At 65.3% G+C, this 26,315-nt stretch carries 26 protein-coding genes and 2 pseudogenes; 12 read left to right on the top strand and 16 right to left on the bottom strand.

The window, feature by feature from the left end; genetic code table 11:
* The 6 genes and pseudogenes from AC30NL_RS22530 to AC30NL_RS22505 form a co-directional block, all read left to right on the top strand.
* On the top strand, positions 1-647 hold a 647-nt coding region (locus AC30NL_RS22530; protein ID WP_489466215.1), incomplete at its 5' end, for a CheR family methyltransferase.
* A 1-nt stretch (position 648) separates the two neighbouring features.
* Positions 649-1,356, top strand: a complete 708-nt coding sequence (locus AC30NL_RS22525; protein ID WP_489466214.1) for a chemotaxis protein CheW — start codon at positions 649-651, stop codon at positions 1,354-1,356.
* Positions 1,353-3,590: a hybrid sensor histidine kinase/response regulator gene (locus AC30NL_RS22520; RefSeq protein ID WP_489466213.1), complete on the top strand. Its 2,238-nt coding sequence runs from the start codon at positions 1,353-1,355 to the stop codon at positions 3,588-3,590. Before AC30NL_RS22525 ends, AC30NL_RS22520 begins: the two co-directional genes overlap by 4 nt.
* Before the next feature lie 118 nt (positions 3,591-3,708).
* Positions 3,709-4,758, top strand: a complete 1,050-nt coding sequence (locus AC30NL_RS22515) for a chemotaxis response regulator protein-glutamate methylesterase (protein ID WP_489466212.1) — start codon at positions 3,709-3,711, stop codon at positions 4,756-4,758.
* Complete coding sequence (locus AC30NL_RS22510; RefSeq protein WP_489466211.1) at positions 4,742-5,776, top strand: diguanylate cyclase; 1,035 nt, start codon at positions 4,742-4,744, stop codon at positions 5,774-5,776. The genes AC30NL_RS22515 and AC30NL_RS22510 overlap by 17 nt, the downstream gene beginning before the upstream one ends.
* A 24-nt stretch (positions 5,777-5,800) precedes the next feature.
* Positions 5,801-5,914, top strand: a pseudogene (locus AC30NL_RS22505) (Tn3 family transposase); the annotation flags it as partial.
* 39 nt (positions 5,915-5,953) lie between these two features.
* Here AC30NL_RS22505 and AC30NL_RS22500 read toward each other — a convergent pair.
* The 5 genes from AC30NL_RS22500 to AC30NL_RS22480 form a co-directional block, all read right to left on the bottom strand.
* Positions 5,954-8,101: a putative bifunctional diguanylate cyclase/phosphodiesterase gene (locus tag AC30NL_RS22500; protein WP_489466210.1), complete on the bottom strand. Its 2,148-nt coding sequence runs from the start codon at positions 8,099-8,101 to the stop codon at positions 5,954-5,956.
* Positions 8,098-9,582, bottom strand: a complete 1,485-nt coding sequence (locus tag AC30NL_RS22495; protein WP_489466217.1) for a response regulator — start codon at positions 9,580-9,582, stop codon at positions 8,098-8,100. Before AC30NL_RS22495 ends, AC30NL_RS22500 begins: the two co-directional genes overlap by 4 nt.
* A complete protein-coding gene (locus tag AC30NL_RS22490; protein WP_489466209.1) occupies positions 9,486-10,889 on the bottom strand; it encodes a histidine kinase dimerization/phospho-acceptor domain-containing protein in 1,404 nt (467 codons plus the stop codon). The genes AC30NL_RS22495 and AC30NL_RS22490 overlap by 97 nt, the downstream gene beginning before the upstream one ends.
* 80 nt (positions 10,890-10,969) lie before the next feature.
* A complete protein-coding gene (locus AC30NL_RS22485; RefSeq protein WP_489466208.1) occupies positions 10,970-11,446 on the bottom strand; it encodes a YfiR family protein in 477 nt (158 codons plus the stop codon).
* A gap of 70 nt (positions 11,447-11,516) precedes the next feature.
* On the bottom strand, positions 11,517-13,523 hold the full coding sequence (locus AC30NL_RS22480) for a TonB-dependent receptor plug domain-containing protein (RefSeq protein ID WP_489466207.1): 2,007 nt from the start codon (positions 13,521-13,523) through the stop codon (positions 11,517-11,519).
* Between AC30NL_RS22480 and AC30NL_RS22475 the strand changes: the two genes are divergently transcribed.
* A complete protein-coding gene (locus AC30NL_RS22475; protein ID WP_489466206.1) occupies positions 13,522-13,689 on the top strand; it encodes a hypothetical protein in 168 nt (55 codons plus the stop codon). The genes AC30NL_RS22480 and AC30NL_RS22475 overlap by 2 nt on opposite strands.
* A 141-nt stretch (positions 13,690-13,830) precedes the next feature.
* Here AC30NL_RS22475 and AC30NL_RS22470 read toward each other — a convergent pair whose 3' ends face one another.
* The 10 genes from AC30NL_RS22470 to cueR all read right to left on the bottom strand — a co-directional run bounded on the left by AC30NL_RS22470 (position 13,831) and on the right by cueR (position 19,820).
* Positions 13,831-14,073 carry a hypothetical protein gene (locus AC30NL_RS22470; protein WP_489466205.1) on the bottom strand — a complete coding sequence of 81 codons (243 nt, stop codon included), beginning with the start codon at positions 14,071-14,073 and terminating at the stop codon, positions 13,831-13,833.
* Positions 14,070-14,258: a hypothetical protein gene (locus AC30NL_RS22465; protein ID WP_489466204.1), complete on the bottom strand. Its 189-nt coding sequence runs from the start codon at positions 14,256-14,258 to the stop codon at positions 14,070-14,072. Before AC30NL_RS22465 ends, AC30NL_RS22470 begins: the two co-directional genes overlap by 4 nt.
* 93 nt (positions 14,259-14,351) lie before the next feature.
* The gene (locus tag AC30NL_RS22460) at positions 14,352-14,687 is read right to left on the bottom strand and encodes a copper-binding protein (RefSeq protein WP_489466203.1); all 336 of its coding nucleotides are present in this window, start codon (positions 14,685-14,687) and stop codon (positions 14,352-14,354) included.
* 11 nt (positions 14,688-14,698) lie between these two features.
* On the bottom strand, positions 14,699-15,157 hold the full coding sequence (locus AC30NL_RS22455) for a DUF411 domain-containing protein (protein WP_489466202.1): 459 nt from the start codon (positions 15,155-15,157) through the stop codon (positions 14,699-14,701).
* Complete coding sequence (locus tag AC30NL_RS22450; protein WP_489466201.1) at positions 15,154-15,645, bottom strand: cupredoxin domain-containing protein; 492 nt, start codon at positions 15,643-15,645, stop codon at positions 15,154-15,156. Before AC30NL_RS22450 ends, AC30NL_RS22455 begins: the two co-directional genes overlap by 4 nt.
* 11 nt (positions 15,646-15,656) lie before the next feature.
* Positions 15,657-17,024 (bottom strand): multicopper oxidase family protein, encoded by a 1,368-nt coding sequence (locus tag AC30NL_RS22445; protein WP_489466200.1) that lies wholly within the window; start codon positions 17,022-17,024, stop codon positions 15,657-15,659.
* Between the two features lie 12 nt (positions 17,025-17,036).
* Positions 17,037-18,434, bottom strand: coding sequence for a TolC family protein (locus AC30NL_RS22440; protein WP_489466199.1), 1,398 nt, complete (start codon positions 18,432-18,434; stop codon positions 17,037-17,039).
* On the bottom strand, positions 18,431-18,778 hold the full coding sequence (locus AC30NL_RS22435) for a hypothetical protein (RefSeq protein WP_489466198.1): 348 nt from the start codon (positions 18,776-18,778) through the stop codon (positions 18,431-18,433). Before AC30NL_RS22435 ends, AC30NL_RS22440 begins: the two co-directional genes overlap by 4 nt.
* Positions 18,779-18,882: 104 nt before the next feature.
* The gene (locus AC30NL_RS22430) at positions 18,883-19,278 is read right to left on the bottom strand and encodes a hypothetical protein (protein ID WP_489466197.1); all 396 of its coding nucleotides are present in this window, start codon (positions 19,276-19,278) and stop codon (positions 18,883-18,885) included.
* An 89-nt stretch (positions 19,279-19,367) separates the two neighbouring features.
* Positions 19,368-19,820, bottom strand: a complete 453-nt coding sequence (gene cueR / locus AC30NL_RS22425) for a Cu(I)-responsive transcriptional regulator (protein WP_489466216.1) — start codon at positions 19,818-19,820, stop codon at positions 19,368-19,370.
* Between the two features lie 164 nt (positions 19,821-19,984).
* On the opposite strand from cueR, the gene AC30NL_RS22420 reads away from it, so the two are divergent.
* The 5 genes and pseudogenes from AC30NL_RS22420 (at position 19,985) to AC30NL_RS22400 (ending at position 23,135) form a co-directional block, all read left to right on the top strand.
* A complete protein-coding gene (locus tag AC30NL_RS22420) occupies positions 19,985-20,242 on the top strand; it encodes a heavy-metal-associated domain-containing protein (protein WP_489466196.1) in 258 nt (85 codons plus the stop codon).
* A gap of 128 nt (positions 20,243-20,370) precedes the next feature.
* The gene (locus tag AC30NL_RS22415; RefSeq protein ID WP_489466195.1) at positions 20,371-20,802 is read left to right on the top strand and encodes a hypothetical protein; all 432 of its coding nucleotides are present in this window, start codon (positions 20,371-20,373) and stop codon (positions 20,800-20,802) included.
* A 97-nt stretch (positions 20,803-20,899) separates the two neighbouring features.
* On the top strand, positions 20,900-21,250 hold the full coding sequence (locus AC30NL_RS22410) for a methyltransferase family protein (RefSeq protein ID WP_489466194.1): 351 nt from the start codon (positions 20,900-20,902) through the stop codon (positions 21,248-21,250).
* Between the two features lie 221 nt (positions 21,251-21,471).
* Positions 21,472-22,675: pseudogene (locus tag AC30NL_RS22405) on the top strand (HAD-IC family P-type ATPase); the annotation flags it as partial.
* 16 nt (positions 22,676-22,691) lie between these two features.
* Positions 22,692-23,135: a hypothetical protein gene (locus AC30NL_RS22400; protein ID WP_489466193.1), complete on the top strand. Its 444-nt coding sequence runs from the start codon at positions 22,692-22,694 to the stop codon at positions 23,133-23,135.
* Between the two features lie 802 nt (positions 23,136-23,937).
* On the opposite strand, the gene AC30NL_RS22395 is transcribed toward AC30NL_RS22400, so the two are convergent.
* Positions 23,938-25,935, bottom strand: a complete 1,998-nt coding sequence (locus AC30NL_RS22395; protein ID WP_489466192.1) for a GGDEF domain-containing protein — start codon at positions 25,933-25,935, stop codon at positions 23,938-23,940.
* Between the last annotated feature and the right edge of the window lie 380 nt (positions 25,936-26,315).

Below are 26,315 nucleotides of genomic sequence, written 5' to 3'. Positions count from 1 at the left end.
TTTTTTGCCGCAACGTGCTGATCTACTTCGACCGCGCCACGCAGGACCGCGCCCTGGCGGTGTTGGGCCGGCTGCTCAAGCCGCGCGGATGGTTGTTCGTCGGCCCTTCGGAGACAGCCCTGCTGTCGGACCACGGTTTCGTCTCTGCGAAGCTTCCGCTCGCGTTCGCGTTCCGCAAGGGGCCGGTGCCCGGCAGCGTTATGAAGTTTTGCGCAACCCCTGCGCCATCCAGGCACGTACATGCGCCGGCGCTGGCGGCCGCGGCCTTGCAGCCCGCTCGGCCCCGAGCGGTGCCGCCTGCTACCGCGCCGCGGGCGGCTGCACGGGCCGATGCGGCGAAGGACATAGCCCGCGCACGACGCCTTGCCGACCAGGGTCACCTCGCCGAGGCCGCGGCGCACTGTGAAGCGCATCTGCGCGAGCACGGTCCCACGGCCGAGGCGTTCAACCTGCTCGGCCTGGTGCGGGATGCGAGCGGCAAAACGGACGATGCCGCCGACCAGTACCGCAAGGCGCTCTACCTGGAACCGAATCACCACGAATCGCTGACCCACCTCGCGCTGTTGCTGCAAAAGCAGGGCGACACGGCCGGCGCGCAGCGCTTGCAGCGGCGCGCCCGCCGGCTGCAGCCAGGCGGAGAGGCCTGACATGCACACCGCGTCGATCATCGCTGCCGGCCCAGCACGTGCGGCCATCGACGATTGCTGGAACCGCATCGACGTGCGCGGCGATGGCTCCTGCCCTGAACTGAAGCAGCACGTGCACTGCAGCCACTGCCCGACCCATGCCGCCGCCGCGTTGGCCTTGTTGGACCGCGAGGCTCCGCCCGACTACCTCGCCGATTGCACCCGCCACATGGCACAGGCGCCCGAGGACCGGCAGGCCGATGCGGGCTCGGTGGTCATCTTTCGCATCCGCACCGAATGGCTTGCTTTGCCGACGCCGGTGTTCCAGGAGGTCGCCGCCTTGCCTGCGATTCATTCGCTGCCGAACCGCCGCGACGGCGTCGTGCAGGGTGTTGCCAATGTGCGCGGCGAACTGCTGGTCTGCGTGTCGCTCGGCAGCGTGCTTGGCCTGGTTGGCATGGCTCAGGTGGCTGAGACCGGGCACGCACTGCAACACCTCGCATTGCGGCGCCTGGTGGTGATCGGCCTCGACGGCCAGCGTCTGGGCTTCGCGGTCGACGAGATGCGCGGCATCGCCCGCTTCGATCCGACCGCGTTGAAGGCGGTGCCCGCCACCGTCGCTCGCGCCACGGCAACCTACTCCAAGGCCATCCTGGCCTGGAAAGAACACATGGTCGGCGTGCTCGACGAACAACTGCTGTTCTACACACTTGAGCGGAGTCTGGCTTGAGCAGCGAAGATCTCAGCGAACTGTCGATGCTGGAGCTGTTCCGCATCGAAGCGGAAAACCATACGCCCTTGCTGACGGCGGGGCTGCTTGCCCTGGAGCGGGATCCCGATGCGGCCGACCAGCTCGAGGCCTGCATGCGTGCCGCTCATTCGCTCAAAGGTGCTGCCAGCATCGTCGGCCTCGGCGCGGCGGTGCGCGTGGCCCATGCGATGGAAGACTGCTTCGTCGCCGCCCAAGAAGGTCGGCTGCGATTGCGCCAGGGCCACATCGACCTGCTGCTCGGCGGTGTGGATCTGCTCGCGCGCCTCGCCCGAACCTCCGGGACGGACCACGCCGGCGAGCCTCAAGTGAAGGCCCTCGTCGAGGCGCTGACACACGCAATGCAGGCCGATGGCGAAGACGGCCCGGCGCCGGACGAGGCTGCGTCGGCGCCGGTAACGGACTTCTGTCCGACGACCCAAGCGGTCATGGCCGCGCGCGACACCTCGGACCGCGTCGTGCGCGTGACCGCCGACAGCCTGAACCGGCTGCTCGGCCTGGCCGGTGAATCCCTGGTGGCCGCTCGCTGGCTCAAGCCCTTTGCCAGCTCGCTGCTGCGGCTCAAGCGGCTGCAGCACGAGGCCGTGCAAAGGCTGGCTGCCATGCGCGACGATGGGCCGGCAGCGACCGGGGAAGAGCGGTCGCGGGCCGCACTGCACGAGATCAGGCGCCGCGTGCTCGAGTGCGAGCAGCTGTTGGCGCAGGGGCTGGCCGACCTGGAGCCCTTCGAGCGGCGCTCGGCCGACCTGTCGCGCCGGCTGTACGACGAAGCGGTGGCCTGTCGCATGCGGCCGTTCGCCGACGGTGTCCAGGCCACGCCGCGCATGCTGCGCGACCTCGGCCGCTCGCTCGGCAAGCAGGTCCGGCTCGACATCGTCGGTGCCGCCACGCCAGTGGACCGCGACATGCTCGAGAGGCTGGACGCACCGCTGGGTCACCTGCTGCGCAATGCGCTCGACCATGGCATCGAATCGCCCGAGCAGCGTCGCGCCGTGGGCAAGCCCGCGGAAGGCGTCGTGCGGCTCGAAGCGCGCCACAGCGCCGGGGCCCTGCAGATCATCGTGTCCGACGACGGTCGCGGCATTGCACTCGATGCGCTGCGGCGCGCCGTGGTCGAGCGCCATCACGCGAAGGCCGATCTCGCTGCCGAGCTGTCGGAGTCCGAGCTGCTGGAGTTCCTGTTCCTGCCCGGTTTTACGCTCAGCCAGCGCGTGACCGAAGTATCCGGGCGCGGCGTCGGACTCGACGTCGTGCAGGACATGGTGAAACAGGTGCGTGGCAGCGTTCGCATGTCGACGCAGGCCGGCCTCGGAACACGCTTTCAACTGCAAGTTCCGCTCACGCTGTCGGTTGTGCGCACCCTGCTCGTGCAGATCGGCGGTGAGCCGTACGCCTTTCCGCTGGCGCGCATCTTTCGCGCCCTGAAGCTCGCTCCGCAGCAGGTCGAGCTGCTCGAGGGACGGCAGCACGTCGAAGTCGACGGGCGACGCGTCGGCCTCGTCACTGCGCACCAGATCCTGCAGGCGAGCGCGCCGAAGGCGGGGGGTGGCGACTTGTCAGTCCTCGTCGTCGGCGACGAGGAGGACATCTACGGCCTGGTGGTGGACCGCTTCATCGGCGAATGCGAGCTCGTGGTGCAGCCGCTTGACCCGCGCCTCGGCAAGGTCAAGGACGTCAGCGCCGGTGCGCTGATGGAGGACGGATCGCCGGTGCTCATCATCGACATCGATGACATGATGCGTTCGGTTCAGAAGCTCATCGCGTCGGGCCACCTGAGCCAGGTGTCGCCGGGCACCAACGCGACCGACGCCAAGAAGCGAAAGCGCGTGCTCGTGGTCGACGACTCGCTGACGGTGCGTGAGCTCGAACGCAAGCTCTTTGCGCAGCACGGCTACGACGTCGAGGTCGCCGTCGACGGCATGGACGGCTGGAACGCCGTGCGCACCGGCAAATTCGACCTGCTGGTGACCGACATCGACATGCCACGCATGGACGGCATCGAGCTGGTGACGCTGGTCAAGAAGGATCCGAACCTGAAGTCGCTGCCGGTGATGATCATGTCGTACAAGGACCGCGCCGAAGATCGCCGGCGCGGGCTCGAGGCCGGGGCCGACCACTACCTGACCAAGGGCAGCTTTCACGACGAGACGCTGTTGCAGGCGGCCGTCGACCTGATCGGCGAGGCGGTCGCATGAGACCGCCGGGCCGCCGCCCCAAGGGCGATACCGCAGTGCGCAGCACGGAGGTTCGCCTGATGAGACGCTGGGCCGTTCCCAAGGTGAATACCGCAGTGCGCAACACGGAGGTCGCCTGATGAAGATCGCCATCGTCAACGACCTGCCCATGGCGGTGGAGGCCCTGCGCCGCGTGCTGGCGCAGCGGCCGGAACACTGCGTCATCTGGGTGGCCGAGAACGGCGCACAGGCCGTGCAGCGCTGCGCCGAACTGCGGCCTGACCTCGTGCTGATGGACCTGCTGATGCCGGTGATGGACGGCGTCGAAGCCACACGCCGAATCATGGCCGAGACGCCGTGCGCCATCCTGCTGGTCACCGCCAACATGGGTATCAACACCGCCCGCATCTTCGACGCGATGGGTCACGGTGCACTCGATGTCGTCGATACGCCGACGCTGGTCGGCGCCGACCCCCGCGCGGGCGCTGCGCCTCTGCTGGCAAAGATCGAAATCATCGGCAAGCTGATCGGCGACAGCGCGCCGGCCCGCGCCGACGTCGTTCAGTCTGCTGCGGCGTCGCGCGGGACTTTTGCACAGCAGTTGGTCGCAATCGGTGCATCGGCCGGCGGGCCGGCGGCGCTGGCCACGTTGCTGCGCGGTCTACCGGCGGACTTTCCGGCCGCCGTGGTCATCGTCCAACATGTGGACGAGCAATTCGCCGCCGGCATGGCGCAGTGGCTGGCACAGCATTCGGTGCTGCCGGTGCAGGTGGCCCGGGAAGGCGATCGGCCGACCCGCGGCACGGTCCTGCTCGCCGCCACCAACGACCATCTGCGGCTTGTGACGAGTGAGCGGCTTGCGTACACGCCCATCCCACAGGAGTACGCCTACCGTCCGTCGGTCGACGTGTTTTTCCACAGTGCGTGTGCCCTGTGGCCGGGCGACATCGTCGGAGTGCTGCTGACCGGCATGGGGCGCGACGGTGCGCTCGGTTTGAAGGCATTGCGCGACCAGGGACACCACACCATCGCGCAGGATCAGGCCAGTTGTGCCGTTTATGGCATGCCCAGGGCCGCCGTCGCGCTAGGCGCCGCGGTGGACGTCTTGCCCATCGACGCAATCGCGCCGCGATTGCGCGCTGCGCTTTCCATCCAACCAAAACCAGGGGGTCATGATGATCGACCTTGAAACGAAAGAGCTCGGTGTGGCGACGCAGTCCGCAGCGATGCACTCTCCCGTCATGGTGCTGTTGGTCGACGACCAGGCCATGGTTGGTGAGGCCGTGCGCCGCGCGCTACTGAATCAGCCGGGCATCGATTTCCACTATTGCTCCGATCCGGCAAAGGCGATCACGGTGGCCGAGCAGATCCGGCCGACGGTAATCCTGCAGGACCTGGTCATGCCCGGCATCGACGGCTTGGCGCTGGTTCGCCGATACCGCGCAAACTCGGCCACCAGCGAGATCCCGATCGTGGTGCTGTCGACCAAGGAAGACCCGGCAGTGAAGGGCGATGCGTTCGCAGCTGGCGCCAACGACTATCTCGTCAAGCTGCCGAGCCAGATCGAGCTGGTCGCGCGCGTCCGCTACCACTCGAAGTCGTACACGAACCAGCTGCAGCGCGACGAAGCCTACCGGGCTCTGCGCGAGAGCCAGCAACAATTGACGGAGAAGAACATCGAGCTGGAGCGGTTGACACAGCTGGACGGACTCACCGAGATCTGCAACCGGCGCCATTTCAACGAGCACATCCAGTTGGAATGGAGCCGGTCGCTGCGCGACCAAAGCCCGCTTTCCGTGTTGATGATCGATATCGACGACTTCAAGCAGTACAACGACACCTATGGCCACCTGGGCGGAGACGAGGCCTTGAAGCAGGTGGCAAGCACCTTGCAGCTGAATGCGAACCGGTCGACCGATCTCGTCGCCCGCTATGGTGGCGAGGAATTTGCACTGATCATGACGACCACGCCGTTGTCCGGAGCGAGCTTCATGGCCGAAAAGCTTCGGGTGGCAGTGAGGGACCTTCAGCTTACGCATGGCGATTCAACGGTGGCCTGGCACCTCACCGTGAGCATCGGCGGCGCCTCGACGATCCCGCAACGCGGCGGCTCGTCCCTTCAGCTCATCGAAGCCGCGGACAACGCACTCTACGAGGCCAAGCGATCCGGGAAGAACCGCGAGGTGATGCATGAGTACCGTCGTTGACGGATCCGCACCATTCGCCCTGACAACACGGCGCTGCTGTCCAAGGTGTACGCACAGAAGCTGGCCGCTGGCGACCAGGAGGCCATTGCCATCCTGCGGGGGATTTCGCCGGTGGCTTGGCAGCATGTGAACCTTTTTGAGGCGATCTGGACGGCTGGCTTGATCAGGCAATGCGCGTTATAGCGGCGCCATCGCAATGCATTCCTCACGCGGCACAATTGAACCCACGCGCAGCAGCCGCGCGTACGCCTCCTCGGGGACCGGCTTGGAGAATAGATAACCCTGCTGCATCTTGCAGCCGCGACTCAGCAGGAACGCCGACTGTTCCGATGTCTCGACCCCTTCGGCCACCACCTGCAAACCCAGTTCCCGCCCGAGCGCGATGATCGCCGAGGCCAGTGCGCCGGCCCGGCCGCCGCGCGCGGCGTCAGTCACGAAAGTGCGGTCGATCTTCAGCTCGTCGATCGGAAAGCGTTTCAGGTAGCCGAGCGACGAATAGCCCGTGCCGAAGTCGTCCAGTGACAAACCAAAGCCCTTGGCGCGCAACGCCTCCAGCAGCGCGACGCCGGACTCGACGTCACGCATCAGCATCGTCTCGGTCATTTCCAGCATCAAGCTTTCCGGCGCCAGGCCGAAGCGCTGCGTCAAAGTGCTGAGCTTTGCCGCCAGGCTCATGTCCGCGAGGCTCGAAGCCGCCAGATTGACCGACAGCGGCACGCTCGGCAGGCCAGCGTCCGCCCACTCGCGCAGACAGCGGCACGCGGACTCGAGCACCCAGTCGGTCAGCGGCTGGATAAGGCCTGTTTCTTCGGCCAGCGCGATGAACTCGCCGGGCGGCACCAGGCCACGTTCGGCGTGCTGCCAGCGAACCAGCGCTTCGGCGCCGACGATGGCACCACTCCTCGCATTGACCTTGGGTTGGAAGTGCAGTCGCAGCTCGTTGTGCGCAATGCCCCGGCGCAGATCTGCTTCACGCAGCAGCCGGCTCGCGGCATGTGCGTTCATCTGCTCGTCGAAGAATCGATGCTGCGCGCGGCCGGCGCCTTTGGCGGCATGGACAGCCTGTTCGGCGCAGCGCGTCAGTCCGGGCAGGTCCTTGGCGTCGTTGGGGAAGAAGGCGATGCCGATGCTCGCAGTCAACACGAGCGATTGCGACTCCACGATGATCGGCTGGCCAATGGCCTTGAGCAGTCGCTGGGCCACGATCGCGGCCTGCTCTTTTCCGACAAGGTCGCTGATCAGCACCGTGAAGGCATTTCCCCCGACGCGCGCCAGCACCGCGCGGTCGGCGGGCGCCCGGCCAAGCGATGCCAGGTCGCTGCCGCGAATCCAATGGCAAAGCCGCTCTGCGAGGGTCTTCAGCACCGCATCGCCCTGGCTGCGGCCGAAGGCGTCGTTGACACCCATGAAGCGGTCGATGTCCACATGCAGCACGGCACACCCGGTGCCGTTGCGGGTCGCCCGCTCAAGCGATGGACCTGCCAGCTCCGCAAAGAATTGCCGGTTCGGCAGCCCGGTGGCGCCGTCGTAGTGGGCCAGCTCAGTGATGCGCTCACGCGCCTGAACGCGCTCGGTGATGTCCTGCGTGATGCCCTCGATGGTCGTCGGCCCGCCATGGTCGTTCTGGATGCGCGCGGCCTGTTCGAACACCGTGCGAACGGCGCCGTCCGAGCGTCCGATCCGGAATTCCATCCCGTACGGCGTACCTTGCTCAGCCAGTTGAGAGCGAGCAGCCCCCACGCGGTCGCGGTCGTGCATCACCACCCGCTGCAGGAAGGCATCCGCGGTGCCGCATCGGCTCGCATCGACCGATGCGTCGAACATGCGCAAGAGCTCGGTCGAGCACTCCATCCGGCCGTCCGGGAACATCGCCCAATTGCCCATGCCGGCAAGGCTTTGCGCACGCGCAAGGCATTCGCGGCTGCGCCTCGTCGCTTCGGCGGCAAGGCTGGCGCGCAGCGCGTAGCGCACGCGATGCGACAGCAAGGTCCAGTTGATCGGCTTGGTGATGAAGTCGGTGGCGTCGTGGCTGTAGGCGAGTTCGATCGCCTCGGTGTCGTTGAGGCCGGTGAGAATCAGGATCGGGACTTGCGCACCGTGCGCCATCGCCCGGATGCGCCGGGCGTACCCATCGAGGCCCGGCATCGTCAGGTCCAGGAGCACGAGGTCATACGGGCGCTCCGCGAATTGCGCCAGGGCGTCTTCGCCGCTGACGGCATCGCTGACGTTGAATCCCGCATGCCGCAGCGTCTTGGCGGCCATGCCGCGCAGCAGCATGTCATCGTCGACGATCAGCAAGTGCGATGGTTCGCGTTCGTCCTTCATGATGAGACTCCTTCTTGTGCTTTGAGATCAAGGTGTGACGTGATGGCTTCAAGAGCCCGTCGATGTTCGGAACGTAGTCGCGCGATGCCGTCAGCGGCCAGCTGCTGGCCGCTGCGCATGCTGGTTTCCACGTCCTCGGCGAGGTCGGCCAATGCCATCGCGCCGATCTGTGCACTCGAGGACTTGAGCGTGTGCACGCAGCGCAACGCGGTCTTCTCATCGCCTGCCGTGGCCGCACGCTGGCAGTCATCGATCGCATCGGCGCTGCCTTGCAGGTACTGCTCCAGCACGAAGATGGCAAATTCAGGTTCGGAGCCGTCGGCCACCATGGGCAAGGACGCCAGGACCGAGGCATCGAATACCGGCGACTGCGCTCTCGTCGTGTTGGGTGCCTCATGGGACTCGCGTGACGTTTGTGCCTCGCGGTCGGGCGAGGGCGAGGGTGCCGGCCTCGCGGCGCCCAGATGGCGCGCGAGCATCTGCGCCAGGCTGGCACCGCTGATGGGCTTGGCGAGATAGTCCGACATGCCGACCGCGAGGCAAGCCTCCCGGTCACCGGCGAGCGCATTGGCGGTCAACGCGATGATGGGCAGCGCCGACACCCGCCCCTGTGTCCGCTCACGGGCGCGGATGATGCTCGTGGCCTCGAAACCGTCCATCACCGGCATCTGGCAATCCATCAGCACGAGGTCGAAGGTTTGTTTGCCCACGAGGTCGACCGCCTCTTCACCGTGGATCGCCAGGCTCACCGACACGCCGAGTTTCTTGAGCATGGCCAGGGCCACGCTCTGGTTGGTCGGGTTGTCTTCGACCAGCAGCACATGACCGCGTGCCGGCGACTCGGGCGCGTCGTCCACCAGCCCGTGCACGCTCGCCTCGAAAGGGCTTGCTGCCATGACCCCGGTGATGGCCCGGAACAGATCGGCGCGGCGAACGGGCTTGTTGAGGTGGCGCTGGATTCCGAACGCCACTCGCGCGTTCTGACCGACATTGGCGTAGGTGGAGCTCAACATCATCAGCTTCATGTCCGACGCCATCGGCAGGGCCTGAATCGTCCGCGCGAGCTGCAGGCCGTCCATCGCGGGCATGTGCATGTCGAGCACGCCCAGTTCGAAGGCCTGCCCCGCTTGCGAAGCCTCGCAGATCAGGCGCAGGGCTTCATCGCCTCCCGCGGCACAAGTGACATGCATGCCCCAGCCTTGCAGTTGCGGCTGCAGGATGTCGCGGTTGGTCTGGTTGTCGTCAACGACCAGCACGCGCACGCCGTCGAGCATGCTGCTGGCCAGAGGCGGCGGTGTCGCTGCATGCGCTCTCTGGAGGTGCAGCTCGGCGTAGAACCTTGCCCCTTGCCCGGGCGAGCTTTCGACACGAATGCGGCTGTCCATCAGACCCAGCAAGCGCCGGCAGATGGCCAGGCCAAGGCCGCTTCCGCCGTGCTGGCGCGTCGTGCTGCCGTCGGCCTGGGCGAAGTGCTCGAAGATCTTCGCTTGCGCCTGCAGTGCGATGCCCACGCCGGTGTCCGCCCGCACAGGCTCACCGTGGCGTGCGTCTCGTTGAGCTGCTGCAGCGTGACGCGCACCACCACCTCGCCCTCATCGGTGAACTTGATGGCGTTACTGATCAGGTTGGTGATGACCTGGCGCAGCCGGAACGGATCGCCGCGCAAGGCGAGCGGTGCATCCGGTGGGATGAACTGCACGGCCAGTTCGAGCCCCTTGCTCTCTGCCTGCTGTGCGAACATCGACAGCGCGTCCTCCACCACATCGACCAGATTGAAGTCGATGGCCTCCAGGTCCAACTGTCCGGATTCGATCTTGGAGAAGTCCAGGATGTCGTTGATGACACCCAGCAGGTGTCGACCCGACGCCTGGACCCCCGCGGCCCAGACGCGTTGCTGGGAGTCCAGCGCGCTGTCGATCAGCAGTTCGTTCATGCCGAGCACGCCGTTCATCGGGGTGCGGATCTCGTGGCTCATCGTGGCCAGGAACTCGCTCTTGGCGCGGCTGGCCGCCTCGGCCGCCTCCTTGGCCAGGCGCAATTGCGCAGTGCGAACGGCCACCTCGTGTTCGAGATGGTCGCGGTGTGCCTCGAGCCGCGCGTCGCGTTCGTGGATCTGCCCGAGCATGGCGTCGAAGCCTTTGCCCAGCACGTCCAGCTCGACGATGCGACTGGCGGGTGCACGCACGCTGTAGTCGGCTTGGCCCGACACTTGGCCCATCAAGTCGTTGAGGCCGGCCAGCGGCTGCAGCACCGACACGTTCAGCTTGCGCAGCAGTCTCCCGTTCACAGCGAGCGCGAGAACTGCGGCGACCATGGACGCCGCCACCTCCCACACGGTTTGGCGCAGCAAGCCGGCGAGGTCCACGACCAGCATCAGGCGGCCATCCGCACCCGCCCGGTTCGGCACCGGCTCGTTCAACACGACGAAGTCAGGGCGAATCGTCAGGTGCTGCGACGCCTGGGGCAGCATCGCCGGTGCGGCCTGCCCGGCACGCTGGAACGCCGCCAACACCCCACCGTCGCCGCGGTAGAGAACGGCACCCCGGACGTCCGGGGAATTGCGCAGCGACTGCAACAATTCGCCGGCCGCTCTCGCGTCCTCGAACGCGAGAGCGGCGGTGGCGTTGTCGGCCAGCACCTTGGCCTGTACCCGGCTCACGTCGACCAAGGCCATGAGGCTCAGGGCAAGACTGCTGATGACAACGAACACTGCGACGATGGCCACTGCTGCGCCGAGAGCAATGAGGTTGATGCGCTGCAGCCGTTCGCCCAAGGCAACACGTGGCATCGAGTCAGCCCCTGCAACGCCTTCAGCCCCTGCCCTTGCGAGAGCGGGTTCGTCTGCATCGGAGCGGCTCGGCAACAGGCTCATTGGAAGACCTCGGCGGCCAGCCGCAACAGCCTGGAACTGAGGTTGAGCCCTGCTGCGCGCGTCGCCTGGAGATTGACCTGGAAGCTGACCTTGTTCTGGTTAACGTCGAGGTTCAGCGCAACGCCCCGGCGGGCCGCGCCCACGCTGTCCGCCACAGTGAGCACCGGGCGGCCGCGCACGCTTTCCAGCACCTGCGGCAGCCTGCCGATGGCCGAAGGGGCAATGAACACGATCTGGCAGTCTGCAAGGGACTCGCCGGCGTGCTTGCGCTGCACGTCGATCTTGCGGCTGCCGACCGCCTTGCCCTGCAGCACGTCGATCTCCTTGCCGAACGGATCGGTCCCGTCGACGCACAGGTTGATCACGCCGCCCACCTCGGCAGGCCACTCGGTGAACAGCGCGAAGTTGAACAGGAAGGCGGCCTTCAGCCGGTACTCGGGCGGGTCGTCGGCCAGCGCCGGCAGCGCGAACATCAGCAGGCCTGATAGCAGCGTCCATGCCCGCATGGCGACCTTGACAGCAAGTGTGCGATTCATTGACGGCTCAGAACCTATGCCTGAACGAGACCCGAACGCTGCGGCCGTCCTGGACGAAGGCGTTCTGCCAGTTGATGTCGGCGCCCGGCTGGGCATAGTGCTTGTCGAACAGGTTGAAGACGCTCACGGACAGATCCGTTTCGTGGGTCAGGCCATCGACGCTCACGGTCAGGTTCGACAGCGCGTAGCCGCCCAGCTTGCTGCCGTCGAGGCTCTGTCGCTTGCCGTCGAAGTGCAGTTCGTACCCTGCGCGCGCGCCGGGCCACGGCAAGGGCATGGACAGGTTGAGCTTGCCCAGCAGCTTGGGCGAGTTGGGCAAGCGTTCGCCGTTCACGTAGGCGAGGTCTTGCACCGAGACGCTACCGCGCAGGCGCGCGCCCGAGCTCCAGGTCTTGTCGGCCGACAGTTCCAGCCCCTGGGCCTTGACTGTCTTGCCGGTCTGGTACTGCGACAAGCCGCTGACCGGGTCGATACCCTGAGTGACGATGTCGCGCATGGTCCAGTGGTAGAGCGAACCGCGCAGCGCCAGGTCGCGGCCGATGCGATGGTCGGCGATCAACTCGACCGTCTCGATGGTTTCGCCGGCGAGCGCCAGGTTGGCCACCTGGGTCACGCCGTCTCCGTAGTCGCGCTCGAACGAATTGGGGGCGCGGTGGGCTCGACCGTACAAGGCCTTGAGCGTGGTGGCGGGCGTGGCCTGCCAGATCAGCGCCGCGCGCGGGCTCAGCTTGTTGCCCGTGACGTTGTTGCGGTCGACGCGCGCGCCCAAGGTCGCCACCAGCGATTCGGCGATGTGCCATTCGTCCTGGGCGTAGAGGCCGAGGCGGTAGCCCTTGCGTGCCACGAGAAAGTTGTTGGCTGGATCGGCAGCGTCGATCGAGGCTTGATCCTGGCGCGTGTTGTCTTGCGCCTCGAGACCCAACATCAGCTTGTGGCCGGCCAGCGCCGTGGACAGCGCACTCAACTCAACGCCGCGCCATTCGCTGTCGGCAGGGGACTGGAACGGCGTGCCGAAGCTCAGCATGCTGCGATAGCTTTCGCGGCCCATGAACAGTCGCGCCGACACCTGCAGGGTGTCGAAGCTGTCCTGGTATTGAAGCTGAGTCAGCGAAAAGCGGTCGCCTTGATAGCTTCCGGGAACCAAGGGGTCGGACAGGTAGGCTCCGGTCGGATCGTACTTTCGGTGATTCCCCTCGACGTGCTCGATCAACCAGGGACCGCGGCCCAAACGTGCGAAAAATTCGCCGTCGCGTTCGCCGTCCAGGCCGGTCGCCACGCCCGACACGCCGGAGGCGCCGAAATCGTTGAAGCCGCCCTGTCCGCGAGCATGCATGCCCGACGCCGACACCAGGACGTCGACGCCGTTGTCGAGCTTCTTGCCCCAACTCACGCGCCCTTCGCGTTGCGCTTGCAGGCTCTGGTAGCTACCAGCGACTCTGCCTCCATCGATATCGGCGCCGCGACGGGTGATCACGTTGACGACGCCGAACATCGCGTTCTGGCCGTACACGGCGCTGCCGGGTCCGGGTATGAATTCGATGCGCTCGATCAGATCCACGTCGAGCGGGAACTCGCGGCCCGAGGGGCCGCTGTCGAAGATCGGGTCGTTCACGCGATTGCCGTCAATGGTGACCAACACCCGCGTGTTCAGGTCTCCCGGAAGGCTGAAGCCGCGCATGCCGAGATAGCCATACTGGCGGTCGTAGGTCGTGTGCACGCCGGGCAGGCTGTCCAGCGCCTCGCGGAGCGTACGCCAGCCAAAGGCCTTGATCTCGTGGCGCGTGATGACGCTCGCAGCAGCGGCCACCTCGCCCTGCGTCTGTTCGTACTTGGAGGCGCCGACGATCGTGACCACGAGCAATTGCTCCAGGCTCAGCGAGGTCAGGTCATCGGCAGCGTGAACCGCGATCGGAAAGGCGGCGGCAAGGGCCAGGCAAAGCGACAGCGGCCGGCGCGTGCGATGCCGCTTCGGTGCCGGCGTCAGCACGCCCGCGCATGGAGGTGAGACAGTCATGATGGGCTTCCAGAATCCTTGCCAGGCGGCAGTGCTGCGGATCAGCGTTTGCCAGGAACAGGGTTTCATGGGCCCCATGCGTGTATCGGCGGTATCGACCGCGCCTTGCTCGCAATCTGAGATTGAGTTTGCGGGCGACCCCCACGGCGGCGATCAATTCGAGTGAATGACAGCATGAAGCGCTTGCCCGCCTCATCCTTGTTCCCGGTCAAGTTGTGAACGTCGGCAGCCTTATGCAACGCCCACCTGTGCAAAAGTGCGCAGATGACGTGGAGCGCGAGAGCGAACCAAACTGTGGGAGGCCAAATCATGCGGCCTGGCGTACATGCGACGCGTGCGCGCCCGGCATCTTGGCCAATGCGGCAAGTCGTTTCGGGCGACCACCGGCATACACCGTCCCGCTCAGAGTGAGAGCAAAAAGTGGCACAGACGCATCAGGCTGCAATACCAGAGCGACCATCGAATCCTTGGCGTTGTGGCCGGATTGCCGCCGTTTTTTTGGTATCGGGGCGGCGTTGGTGCAGTGGGCCCACTTGAGATGGATCATCAACGTCCTTCCCGATCAGCACCGACGCCACGACTTGCCCACTGTGGGCGTCCACCGCCAGGTGCAGCTTGCGCCAAGTGCATCGTGCGCGCCAGCTTGGCAACAACTTTGGGCGCGAAGTTGTCTCTCGACATCGCGGCGATGTCGCCAACGCTTCGTCGATAGATGCGCACGATGTAGCTGTCCATGGTGGGGCCGCTGTTTTGCACAGACTAAGCATCGGCTCTGTAGAGCGCCGGCGGTGCAGGAGATGCCAGGCGCGGGGATGGACGAACAGCGCCTTACTTTGCGGCCTCGATTGCCGTCACCGTGATGGCACCGTTGATTTTTTCGGCAGCGAATTTCACCTTGTCACCCTCCTTGATGGAGTCCAGCAGTTTCGAGTCAGAAACCTTGAAGACCATCGTCATGCCAGGCATCTCGAGGTTGGCGATGGGGCCGTGCTTCAGGGTCACCTTGCCCTGCTCCTTGTCGATTTTCCGGACCTCGCCGTCAGTGATGGGCGCTGCCGCAGTAGGGTGGTGGGCGGCATGTTCGGCGGCAGACGCCGCAGTCTGTGCATGGGCGCCAAGGGCCATGGTCAGTCCAAGCGCCGCGACGAGATGAGTGATTTGCATAGGATATTCCTTCAAGCTTTGGGATAGGACGCGAACACGGTCTCGCGCCCGCTCTTGTCGATGAGAAAGACGTGGTACGGGTCCTGCCGAGCGCCGACCTCCATTCCTGGAGAACCCGGTGGCATGCCGGGAACGGCAAGGCCCACGGCAGCCGGCTTCGCCGCCAACAGCTTCTTGACCTCAATCGCAGGGACGTGCCCTTCGAGCACATAGCCGCCGACCGTTGCGGTGTGGCAGCTGCCGAACTTGTCCGGTATGCCAAGGCGCTTGCGTGCTGCAGTCGTGTCGTTGACGATGGTGACCTTCACGTCGAAGCCAGCCGCCCTCATGTGCTCCACCCACGCACTGCAGCATTCGCAGTAAGGGCTCTTGAAGACCTCGACCTGTGGCAACGCAGCTGCAGCAACGGCAGGAATGGCTACAAGCGCCGCAGCGCCCACGGCAAGCGCCAGGAAGTTGCGGCGCTTCATTTCACAACCACCTTCCCCACCATGCCGGCCTCGAAGTGGCCAGGCTGCAGACACGCAAAGTTGAACTCGCCAGACTTGGTGAACTGCCAGACGATTTCCCCGGACTTGCCGGGCTTCACGTGAGCCATGTTGGCATCGGCGTGCCCCATCTCCGGCAACCTCTTCATGAGTTCCGCGTGCTCGGCGATGGCCTCTTTGGTGCCGAGGACCATCTCGTGCAGGACCTTGCCATCGTTGTGCACGACGAACTTCACCGTCTCGCCGCGTTTGACCGTCACGTCTGACGGCGTGAAGCGCATGGTGTCGGTCATGTCCACCTTGATGGTCTTGGTGACCTTCTTCGGATTGCCTTCCTGACCGAAGTCAGTGGGTTCGACCTTGCGCGCGTCGAACGTGCGAGGTGCCGCATGTTCCTCGTCGCCATGCGCAAACGCGGTGCCGAAACCGAGCGAGAAAGCGGCGAAGGTCAGTGCATTCAACTTCGTCATGGATATCTCCTTCAGGGGCCTTCGTGGCCAGTGGGTTTGCGAACTTTCAGGGTGTTGGCATCGGCTTTGGGCGCCGGAGCCCGGACCGTCTCGGGCATGTCGGCCGTGTACTCGCTGGCGAGCGTGCCGGTCGGGTGCTTGTATGGGCCCGGGTCCTTGAAGTCACCGCGCTTGATCTCGTCTCGGACCTTGACGACGCTGAACATCCCGCCCATTCCAACCGGCCCGAAGGGGCCGGTGCCGGTCATCATCGGCAGCGTGTTGTCGGGGAGAGGCATCTCCATCTCGGCCATGTCGTGCATGCCCTTGTCGCCCATGACCATGTAATCCGGCACCAGCTTCGAAAGCTTCTTCGCGACGTCGCCGTGGTCCACGCCAATCATGGTTGGGACCGAATGGCCCATCGCATTCATCGTGTGGTGAGACTTGTGGCAGTGGATGGCCCAGTCGCCCGCGAGCGCGTCGAACTCAAAGGCACGCATCTGACCAACCGCGATGTCGGTCGTGACCTCCGGCCAGCGCGCGCTCTTGGGCACCCAGCCGCCGTCGGTCCCGGTCACCTCGAAGTGAGGTCCGTGCATGTGGATGGGATGGTTGGTCATCGTCAAGTTGCCAAATCGGATGCGAACCCTTTCGCCCGTGCGCGCGACGAACGGGTCGATGCCCGGGAACGCGCGGCTGTTCCAGGTCCACAGATTGAAGTCGAGCATCGTGTTCACCTTCGGCGTCGCGCTGCCGGGTTCGATGTCGTAGGCGTTCAGGATGAAGCCAAAGTCGCGGTCCACCTTGAACTGTCTCGGGTCCTTCGGATGAACGATGAACAGGCCCATCAATCCCATCGCCATCTGCGTCATCTCGTCGGCGTGCGGGTGGTACATAAACGTACCGGAGCGCTGCAGCACGAACTCGTACATGAAGGTCTTGCCGATGGCGATGGGCGGTTGGCTCAGGCCCGTGACGCCGTCCATGCCTGATGGCAGCAGGATGCCGTGCCAGTGCACGCTGGTGACCTCGGGCAGCTTGTTGGTGACGAAGATGCGGATGCGGTCACCTTCAACCGCTTCGATGGTCGGCCCCGGACTCTGTCCGTTGTAGCCCCAGAGATTGGCTTTCATGCCCGGAGCGATTTCGCGCACCACCGGCTCGGCCACCAGGTGGAACTCCTTGACGTTGTTCTTCATGCGCCACGGGAGCGACCAGCCGTTGAGCGTGACGATGGGTTGATAAGGGCGGCCATTCGGCGGGAGTGGCGGCAATTGCATCGCCGCAGACGACTGCGTCGCCGCCTCGGGAAGCAAGGCTGCCCCTGCACGGCTGACCGCGGCGGCTCCCAGCATGGTCGCGCCCGCTGATTTGAAGAATGTTCTGCGATTGGTCATTGATTTTCTCCTTCAGTGGGCAGACTGCGAAAAAGCTGTGGCAGTCGTTGGGCCCATGACCGACGCCGAGCCTGGTGACCGGCCTGTGAGCGCAATCTGCAGGTTGGTCTCGGCCACCCAGTAGTCGCGCAGTGCCTCGACAGCGCCGGTGACGCTGGAAATCTGGTCCTTGGAATCCGCGAGGAGCTCGAAGACGCTGGCGAGCATTCCGTTGTACCGAAGCAGGTTCTCGTCGGAAATGCGCTTGCGCAGCGGCACCACCTCGTCGCGGTAGTGCCTGGCCAGGTCGTAGGCGGTCCTGTATGCGGAGTACGACTCGCGCACCTCGGAGCGGGCGTTGATGGCGACCTGCGCGGTGCGGTTCACCGACTGCATGTATGTGGCTTCCGCCCGCGCGACACGCGCCGAGCCGAAGTCGAACAGCGGCAGCTCCAGTTCAACCTCGTAGCCGTTCTTGCGGGTCTCGCCGGTGTTGCTCTGGTTCTGGTACCCCACATGCAGCACGTTGATGAAACGAGTCGTCTTCGTGAGCCCCAATGACTTGGCCGTCGACTCGGTCGCGCGCTTGGCCATCAGTACGTCGAGGCGCGTGTCCATCGCGGTCTGCTCTGCATCTTTGGGTTCGGCTGGCGCGGCTGGCAAGTCCGGCAGCCGCCCTGGCAACTTGAACTCGAGCTGGCCGCCACCGAGTGCCAGTACCCGAGTCAGGCGCTCACGCGCTGCGAGCGCCTGATGCTGCGCCCTGGCGAGCTGCGCCGTCGCATCCGAGTAGAACGATTGCTCGCGCATCTGCGCCAGCTTGTTGAAGTTGCCTGCCGCGACCATGCGCTTGGCCAGCTCGTTCGATGCATCTGCGGCCTCTTTGACCTGTCCGAAATAGGCGACGAACTGCTGCGCGGTCACCGCCTCGACGAACGCCTTGCGCGCCTCGCCGGCCACTCCCACGGTCTCGTAGACAGCCTGCAGTTGCGTCTGCTCGAAGCGGCGCTGCTCGACCTCCTTGGCCAAGGGCATGATGAACAAGCCCAGCACATCGAACAGCACGGCGCGGTCGATTTCCACGGCGCCGCCCCCACTGAGACGGCCGAAACTGAACGAGGGGTTCGCGAGCCGACCAGCGCGTACCAGGTCGGACTCGGCGATGCCGAGCTCGGCGTAACTGGCCTGAAGGTCGCGGTTGTTCAGGAGCGCGATTTCCACCACGCTGTCGGCGGTCAGCGGTAGCTTCAGCAAACCTGCGACGCGCGCTTTGGCGAAGTCGGACCGCTCCGCCGTGCGCTGGTAGGTCGGCGTTTGCCCAACGCGCTCCTTGGTCAGCTGCTCGACCGTATTGAAACCGCCATCCTGCGAAAAGGAAGCGCAGCCAGCGAGCACGAACGAGGCCAGCGCCGTCGCGGTCAGGCGCATCATGGCTTCCCACCCTTCATGTGATGGCCGTCGTGCATGGCTGCGCTCTTTTGCATTGCGCCGCTTGCGGGCGCCGCCGGCGTCGGAAGCATTTCTATGCCCTTCACGCCGCCCGTGGTGTGTTCAGCGTGGCCGCTTGATCCGCCCGGCGCACCCGCTACCGTGGCATTCAGCTCATGCCAGTTGCCGAGCGGAGCGTCCTTGTAAGGCTTGTAATCGGCGAAGGCTGACAGGTACGACAGCTGCGGACTCTGCTTCGGCGGCTCGGTGTTGACCGGTTGTGCAACGGCTAGAAGTGGCGCGCACGCCGCCAGGGCCATGCCCCAGGCTTGTAGGTTGTTTCGCATTGTTCGAACTCATCTGGCGCACCGTTGGCGCGAGGCCAACGGCGGATTTCCCGTGCGAGGGACGCACGAGCCCTGTTCGGCCTCTCAGCGGAGGCCTGCTTGGGTCAGATGGTTCGTGGAGGACGTTCCTGGCCGTCCGATTGGAAGGCCGGGATGCGCGTGGAGAGCGCAGGGAAGACGACCGAGGTGGTCAGACTGGGCTCAGCGACGGACGGCACCGTGCCGACCATGGAAGCCATGCAGCAACCGCTCGCGCAGAAGTGGCATGTGGCCGGGTGGTCAGCCGAGGTGGTGTCGGTGCCAGGCGCCTCTTCGAGCGCGTGATGGTGGTCCGCATGCATCTGATGGTCGGCATGCATGGCGTGGTCGTCTTGTCCTGCGGCCACCGCCACCGTGCCCGTCCCCTCCCCATCCGGACACAGCATGGTCGCCGCCACCGCTCCCCGGATGGGGAGCAGGATGGAAAGCATGACCAGGATGATGATGCGGAGGTGCTTCACGAATAACGATTATCGGGCAGATGTTCTGGGGACGCGGGTCAGGGGGAAAGTTCCATCCGTATAGCCTGGGGTGGTTGTTATCCCTGAACTCAATGAGCCGCGCGAGTCGTGGAAACCCGCCGCTTCGACGGGACAGCGCGGCTCGTCACGGCACCCTCCGCGGCCAAGCCGTCCAAGATTGGACATTCCGGGCGGTCGTCACCGTGGCAGCAGTGAACAAGGTGCTCAAGCGCGGACTTCATCGCCAGAATTTCCGCCGCCTTCTGCTCAAGCTCCTTGATGTGCGCTTCGGCGAGGGCCTTGACCTGGCGGCTCGGTCGCCTGCGGTTTTGCCAGAGGCTCACGAGCTCCGCGATCTCCGACAGCGAGAACCCGAGGTCGCGCGAATGCCGAATGAACCGGAGGGTGTGAACATCCTCACGCTCGTACTGGCGATATCCGGACTCCGTGCGGCGGGCCGCAGGCAACAAGCCAAGCTCTTCGTAGTGGCGAATCATCTTCGCCGACACGCCGGACGTGCTCGCTGCCTCACCGATGTTCATCATGACTGTGCTCCTCGAACAAGTCGCTGCGCAATCAGTCTAGACCTTCCCACCAGGGCAAGGTCAAGGGAAGACCACTTTCGCCGCTCATCGCATCGAGACCGCTTGACTCTCCCATGGTCGGAGGGTTGAAAGTTGCTCCATCGAACCACTTGGAGAACTACATGGTCACTTTTGAAGTCAGCGACATGACCTGCGGCCACTGCGTCAGCGCTATCACCAAGGCGGTAGCGTTCGTGGACCCGGGCGCAAAGGTCCAGGTCGACCTGGCCTCCCACCGCGTGCAGATTGAGCCGACCGCTTCGACGGTGGCGGTTCTGGGCGATGCCATCAAGACGGCCGGGTTCACGCCGGTCGCAGTGGCGGGCGGAGCGACTCGGCCGACACAAGCAGCGCCGCGCAAGGGATGCTGCTGCGGGTGACTGGCTCGGCCTTATTCCCCTTCACGTTCCGGCCGTGACTTGACCTGCATCAAAGGTCAGAGCCCTGGGCGGGAGCAATCTGTTGAGGTGGACCACTGCATGTGCGTCCGATACACACGGAGAACACCATGAAGCTCGTCGTCGTTTTGAGCGCTCTCGCAGTGGCCTTGTTGGCTGGTTGTTCGTCCATGCCGGGCAGCGCGTCGAAGGAGGCCGACGAACACGCGGCCCACCATCCGGCCGGGACCGTCACCGCCCCGGCGCCTGCTGGCTACGACCAGCAGATGAAGATGATGCAGGAGATGCATCAGAAGATGGCTGCCGCAAAGACGCCTGAGGAGCGCGCCGCGCTGATGAAGGACCACATGAAGACCATGCAGGACGGCATGGGGATGATGGGCCAGATGCGTGGAGGGATGATGGGCGGCAAGGGGATAGAAAGCGGCAAAGACGAGATGCGGATGGAGCCCGAGATGATGAAGCGCCGCATGGACATGATGGAAGTGATGATGCAGATGATGATGGACCGCGAGGGGATGAAGCCCCCGGCGACCAAGTAGAGCTGCGTCCAACTGGAGCATCGAAGCTGGCCACCTTTGGTGGCTGCTGACGGGGCAACACGGCAATCCTCACCTCGACGTCCTCCACCTCCTGAGCGTGGTCGTCCTTTTCGCCGGCTTCATGCTGCGCTCGAAGGCTTGGCACGTGCTCTATCACGCCCAAAGGCGACATCAGCTCGCGACCGCAGGCCCATACCGGCTCGTGCGACACCCGCAATACATCGGTTTTGTCGCCATCATGTTCGGCTTCCTGTTGCAGTGGCCGGCGCTGCTGACGCTGGCAATGTTCCCGGCGCTGGTCGTGATGTACGTGCGCTTGGCCATCTCTGAGGAACGAGACTCGGAGCAGGCCTTCGGGGATGCATGGCGAGCCTACGCGGCTGTGACGCCCCGGTTCATTCCGCACTTCTCAAAGAACGACCGTGCACGGCCGGTCAACAGCCACTAAAGGGGCCGACCTCGCCTCGGGGCTCGGCGCCGTCGTTTAGGGCGCAGGCCTCGCGCTGGTCGCACCAGCCTCCCTCCAGGCCTACGCTGTTCCTCTGCTTGTCGCAGGGCTTCTCGTCCACGGGCTGGGCATGACGCTGAAGTACCGTTACGGCCCCGGTCTTCGCGCTGGAGATGGGCGGTCACCTCTTCAACATTCACCACCTCATCGCGCAGCAGACGTCCAACTGGGTGCAGCTGCTCCTGGGAACACCCGTCGTGCTGTGGGCAGGTTGGCCGTTCTTCGTGCGTTCTGTGGCATCGGTCAAGAACAGAAGTTTGAACATGTTCTCGCTCATTGCCTTGGCACGGGCGCGGCCTGGCTCTACGGCATCGTCGGAACAGCGGCACCACATTTGTTCCCGGCGAACCTGCGCATGACCGATGGCGCCGTCGCCATCTACTTCGAGGCGGCCGCAGTCATCACGGTGCTGGTGTTGCTCGGTCAGGTGCTCGAACTCCGGGCGCGCGAGAAGACATCGGGCGCCATCAAGGCCCTGCTCGGCCTCGCGCCGAAGACCGCAGTCAAGGTGAAGGCCGATGGTACGGATGAACCTGTTCAGGTCGATGCCATCCAAGTCAACGATCTCTTGCGCGTCCGTCCCGGCGAGAAGGTCCCGGTCGACGGTGAGCTCACCGACGGCAAGGGCAATGTTGATGAGTCTATGGTCACCGGCGAACCCATTCCGGTCGCGAAGAGTGTCGGCTCCAAGGTGACCGCTGGAACGCTCAACCAGACCGGGGGCTTCGTGATGCGCGCCGAGAAGGTTGGCGCGAATACGCTGCTCTCGCAAATCGTGCACATGGTGGCGGCGGCGCAGCGCAGTCGCGCACCCATCCAGCGGATGGCCGATCAGGTTGCGGGTTGGTTCGTGCCGGTCGTCATCCTGATTGCAGTCTGACGGGCGATGGAAAGACCACTGCCGAGGCAGTTGGCAAGCAGCTTGGCATCGGCGAGGTCGTTGCCGATGTATTCCCCGAAGACAAGGTTGCGGTGGTGCAGCGATTGATGAAAGAGGGACGGGTCGTCGCCATGGGCGGTGACGGCGTCAATGACTCGCCGGCCCTTGCGGCTGCCACGGTTGGAATCGCAATGGGGACGGGCACGGATGTAGCCATCGAGAGCGCGGGCATCACGCTTCTTAAAGGTGACTTGATGGGCATCGTCCGAGCACGGACGTTGTCGCAAGCGACCATGCGCAACATCCGACAGAATCTCACGCTGAGCTTCAGCTACAACGTGGCGGGCATCCCGCTTGCCGCCGGGGTGTTCTATCCGTTCTTCGGGCTCCTGCTTTCGCCAGTCGTTGCCGCCGCGGCGATGGCGTTGTCATCGGTCAGCGTGATTGGCAACGCGCTTCGGCTCCGAGCGCTGAAGCTGGAGTAGCTGAGGTGCAGTACCGGTGCAGTACCTCTGTCGTCGCGGGCCGGCGGAGTGGCTCATCGCGGCCTGCGGCGTCTGGCTCATGGGCCTGGGGCTCTACTTCATCCTGCTGCGGCCGTCCCTATTTCCAGAGGACACGCGCTTCATCGGAAGCTCCTTGGCTCAGGTTCGGGCGTCCCTGTCTGGTCTGGAAGGCTGGTTGCATCGAGTGTTCGCAGTCATGGGCGGATTCATTGCGGGCACAGGCGTTCTCACTGTGTTCATTGCCTGGGTGGCGATACCCACAGGATTGAAGGCCACGTCATGGGTCATCGCGCTCACGGGAGCGCTGACAGTGGCCCTCATGAGCGCCACCAACTTCGCGCTGAACTCCGATTTCAGATGGCTATTGCTGGCCCCGGTGTTGGTTTGGCTCGCGGGCTTGGTTCTGCACGTCGCTAGCCGAAGACGACGCCGTGATTGAAGCTACCGGTCAAAGCGCCTCGAGGGCCGCTGCCGCGAGTCCATGTGCAAAGGTGCGATGCCGCGCACCTCGGGCTGGAAGATTGCTGCCGTTCGTGAAGGACAGCTGTTGGCCGGCAGTGTGAGTACGAGGCCAAGCCAGGAAGCTGACTTTCGAATCGTGCGCGCGGCCGGCCAAGGTCAGCTGTCAGCGAAGTCCGCGAACTGGTGTTGCCGGCCACAAGCGGGCACCCGCGAACGTCACCTTCACGGATGCCCGCGCAATGATCCACCGGCGCCTTGTCGTTCGGTTCGATATGCCTCCCCGGCGGTCAAGCGCAACGCGCGGCGGCTGCTCAAGCTCGTCAACACGCCGCTCGAGTATGCGTGCGTCGATGGCGGCCGCACGTAGGCGCGCTTCATGCCGCCGGACCTGACTGTGATCACGGCCGAACTCTCAAGCAGCTCCCCGCTCGGCCTGCGAGCGGACTGAGCTGTCGCTCACGGTCGACTGCGCGCGGCCACCACCGGTGCGATCGCGACATTTGGGAGAAGGCAATCCTGAACCTGCTGTCGAACGTATTCAAGTTCACCTGCGAGGGCGGGGTCGGCTGGCGGGTTGGCGGTCCCTTCCAGGTAGTCGCCCAGAACGCCGTTGAGCGCGGACGGCGCGGCGTTGCCCCGGGGGCGGGGTCAACCGGTGTGCTGAGGCCGTCAGCGGCAGCCGCGCAGATCTCGGCATGCATAGTCTCGACGAGGAGGGTGACGCCGGTGGCGGCATCGACGGCGAGGCGGCTGGCGCCGCGAAGTGGTGGGTGGGGCTCTCAGCTCGGCGCGCCGGGCGGCCCGGTTTCGGGCCAGACAATCTGGCGCCCTTCGCCCCAGCGCAGCTGAATGGCGCCGGCCTCCACGCCGGCGCGCAGGTCCAGTACAGCCCCACCGTCCCGGCCCGGCGGCGCCGCTTGGGCGATGACGCCGACCCACAGGTCGCGCCCGCTCGATTTCGCGACGTAAAGGCATTGGTCGGCCATCGACAAGGTGTCGTGCCAGTCCGCCAACTGACCGGCGCTGTCCTGCGGTGGGTAGGAGGCGAAGCCGATCGAGCAGGTCTTGTGCAGATCCTGCCCGTCGTCTAGGGTGAAGGCGTGCGCGGCGATGCTCGCTCGCAGGCGCTCAGCCAGCACATGCACCTCTTGCACGTTGGTCTGGCGGGCCAGTACGAGGAACTCCTCGCCGCCCCAGCGCACCAGGGTGTCCGACTCGCGCAGCTGCCGCTGCAACACGGCCGCGCACTGCTTGAGCACCGCGTCGCCAGCGGCATGGCCGTGCACGTCGTTGACCGACTTGAAGCGGTCGATGTCAATCATCATGAAGACGAGGTCGGGATTGGGTCGGGCGTCGTTGCGCTGGCGCCGCGCCAGGCCCAGATCGGCTTCGATGGTGTTGATGAGGTGCCGGCGGTTGGGCAGGCGGGTCAGCGGATCGGAGAAGGCCATGTCGCGCATGGCGCCATAGGCCCGCTTGACGTGGTAGCGGCTGATGCCCGCGATCACCGCCGACGCCAGCCCCGCCGCGGCGGCCAAGGCCATCATCCAACGGAAGCGGTGTTGATGCCGCTGCTCCTGTTCCAGGGCCTCAATATGGAGTTGGCGCTTGTCAGCCTCGTACGCGGCATTGGCCTCGGCGATGCGCTTGTGGTCGGCGGCTTTGCGCACGCCATCGGTGAGGCGCTTGAACTGCATGGCGGCTTCGTAGGCGCGCTCGTGGTCGTGGTTGAAGGCCAGCTCTTCGGCGAGCATGCCGTGCACTTCCGCCACATTGCTCTCCATGCCCGGTGTCGCGGCGAAGGCAGCAATGGCCTTGCGGATCCAATCGATGCCGCCCGGCTGGCCCAGCCGGTTCAGCGCCGTGCCCTTGTTGATCCAGGCCACCCAGAGGGACTCTTTGTCGCCGGTTTGCTCCACCAGCGGGATGGCCGCGTTGCTGTAGGCCAGCGCGGCCGGGTAGTCCTTCTTCTGCAAGGCGACGTCTGCCAGGTTCGTGACGGCGACGGCGAGGTCGTAGCTCATCAACTCCTCCTGAGCCAGCGTCCTGGCCGTGAGCAGCGCCGTCTGCTGCTCGTCCGTGCGGCCGAGCAGGCCCAGCAGATAGGCCTTGCCCAATTGGTAGCCCGACAGGCTCGAACGCTCGTTGGCTGCCTCCGACAAGTCGATGGCGCGCTGCACCATGTGCAGCGCCTGGTCGGGATGACCCGACTTCGCATGCACCAGTGCCATGGCGGCGAGCGTCTGCGAGGTTTCGTACACCGCCTTCGGATGCTCGTCGAAGACACGCAGGGCCTGCGTGAGGAGCTGGATGCTTTCTGGAAGCCGGCCGAGCCGCATCATCGCCGTGCCGGCCACTCGCCACGCGTTGGCCACATCCATGGGCACAGCGCCATCCTGGGTGTCGCGCGCGAGCGGCACCAGTTGTGCCGCGAGGCCCTGATAGCGCTTGACCACCTCTTCATTGCGCTGCGCGTCGCCGAGCGTCATCAAGGCCAGCACGTCGAAATGGAGCTGTTCCTTGGGGCCGCGGGCTTCTGCGCGGCCTGCCTGAACCTGTGCGAGCGCTTCGTCGTGGTGGCGCATGCGCACCAGGTCCCGGATCAGCTGCGAGCGCAGCCAGCGGCGGGCGTCGGGCGCCGGCGATGCCTGGGCCAGCGCCTGCTGCGCCAGCTGGATCGACAGTTCCGGGCGCCTGCGGTCGTCCTGCACGATACGCGCCTTCAGCGCGTCGAACTCCGGCGAGGGAGCGGACGCGGGCTGGCCGGCGGCACCCATCGCCCACAAAGTGCCGCACAACAGGATGGCACCGAGCGCGAGGAAAGCGGGTCGCCGCGGGCGCTGCGAGCCCGATCGAGAAGGGCCCGGCCGATCTCGGATGTTGTTGTTGTCCATGGATGGGCGATCATGCCCGACCGGAGGGGCGCGCCGAGTTTTGGTCAGCCCCGGCGCCGAAACATGATCGGGTCGGCCGCGCTCGGCCTCCTTCGGGGCGCTCGGCACGGACCTGACTGGCCGCTTCGGGGCGATGAATTCAGCGCCGTGGATGTCAGTTCAGGGTCGGCAGCGTCAGTTCGCCGCGTGCTGATGCCGTCGTTCAGCCGCGCTGGTCGCTCGGCCGTCAGTTACCACCCGCGAACGACAGTTATTGAGGTGGA

The organism is Rhizobacter sp. (assembly GCA_021153565.1).
GTDB lineage: Bacteria > Pseudomonadota > Gammaproteobacteria > Burkholderiales > Burkholderiaceae_C > Albitalea.
This window is presented reverse-complemented; position numbering and strand designations above follow the sequence as displayed.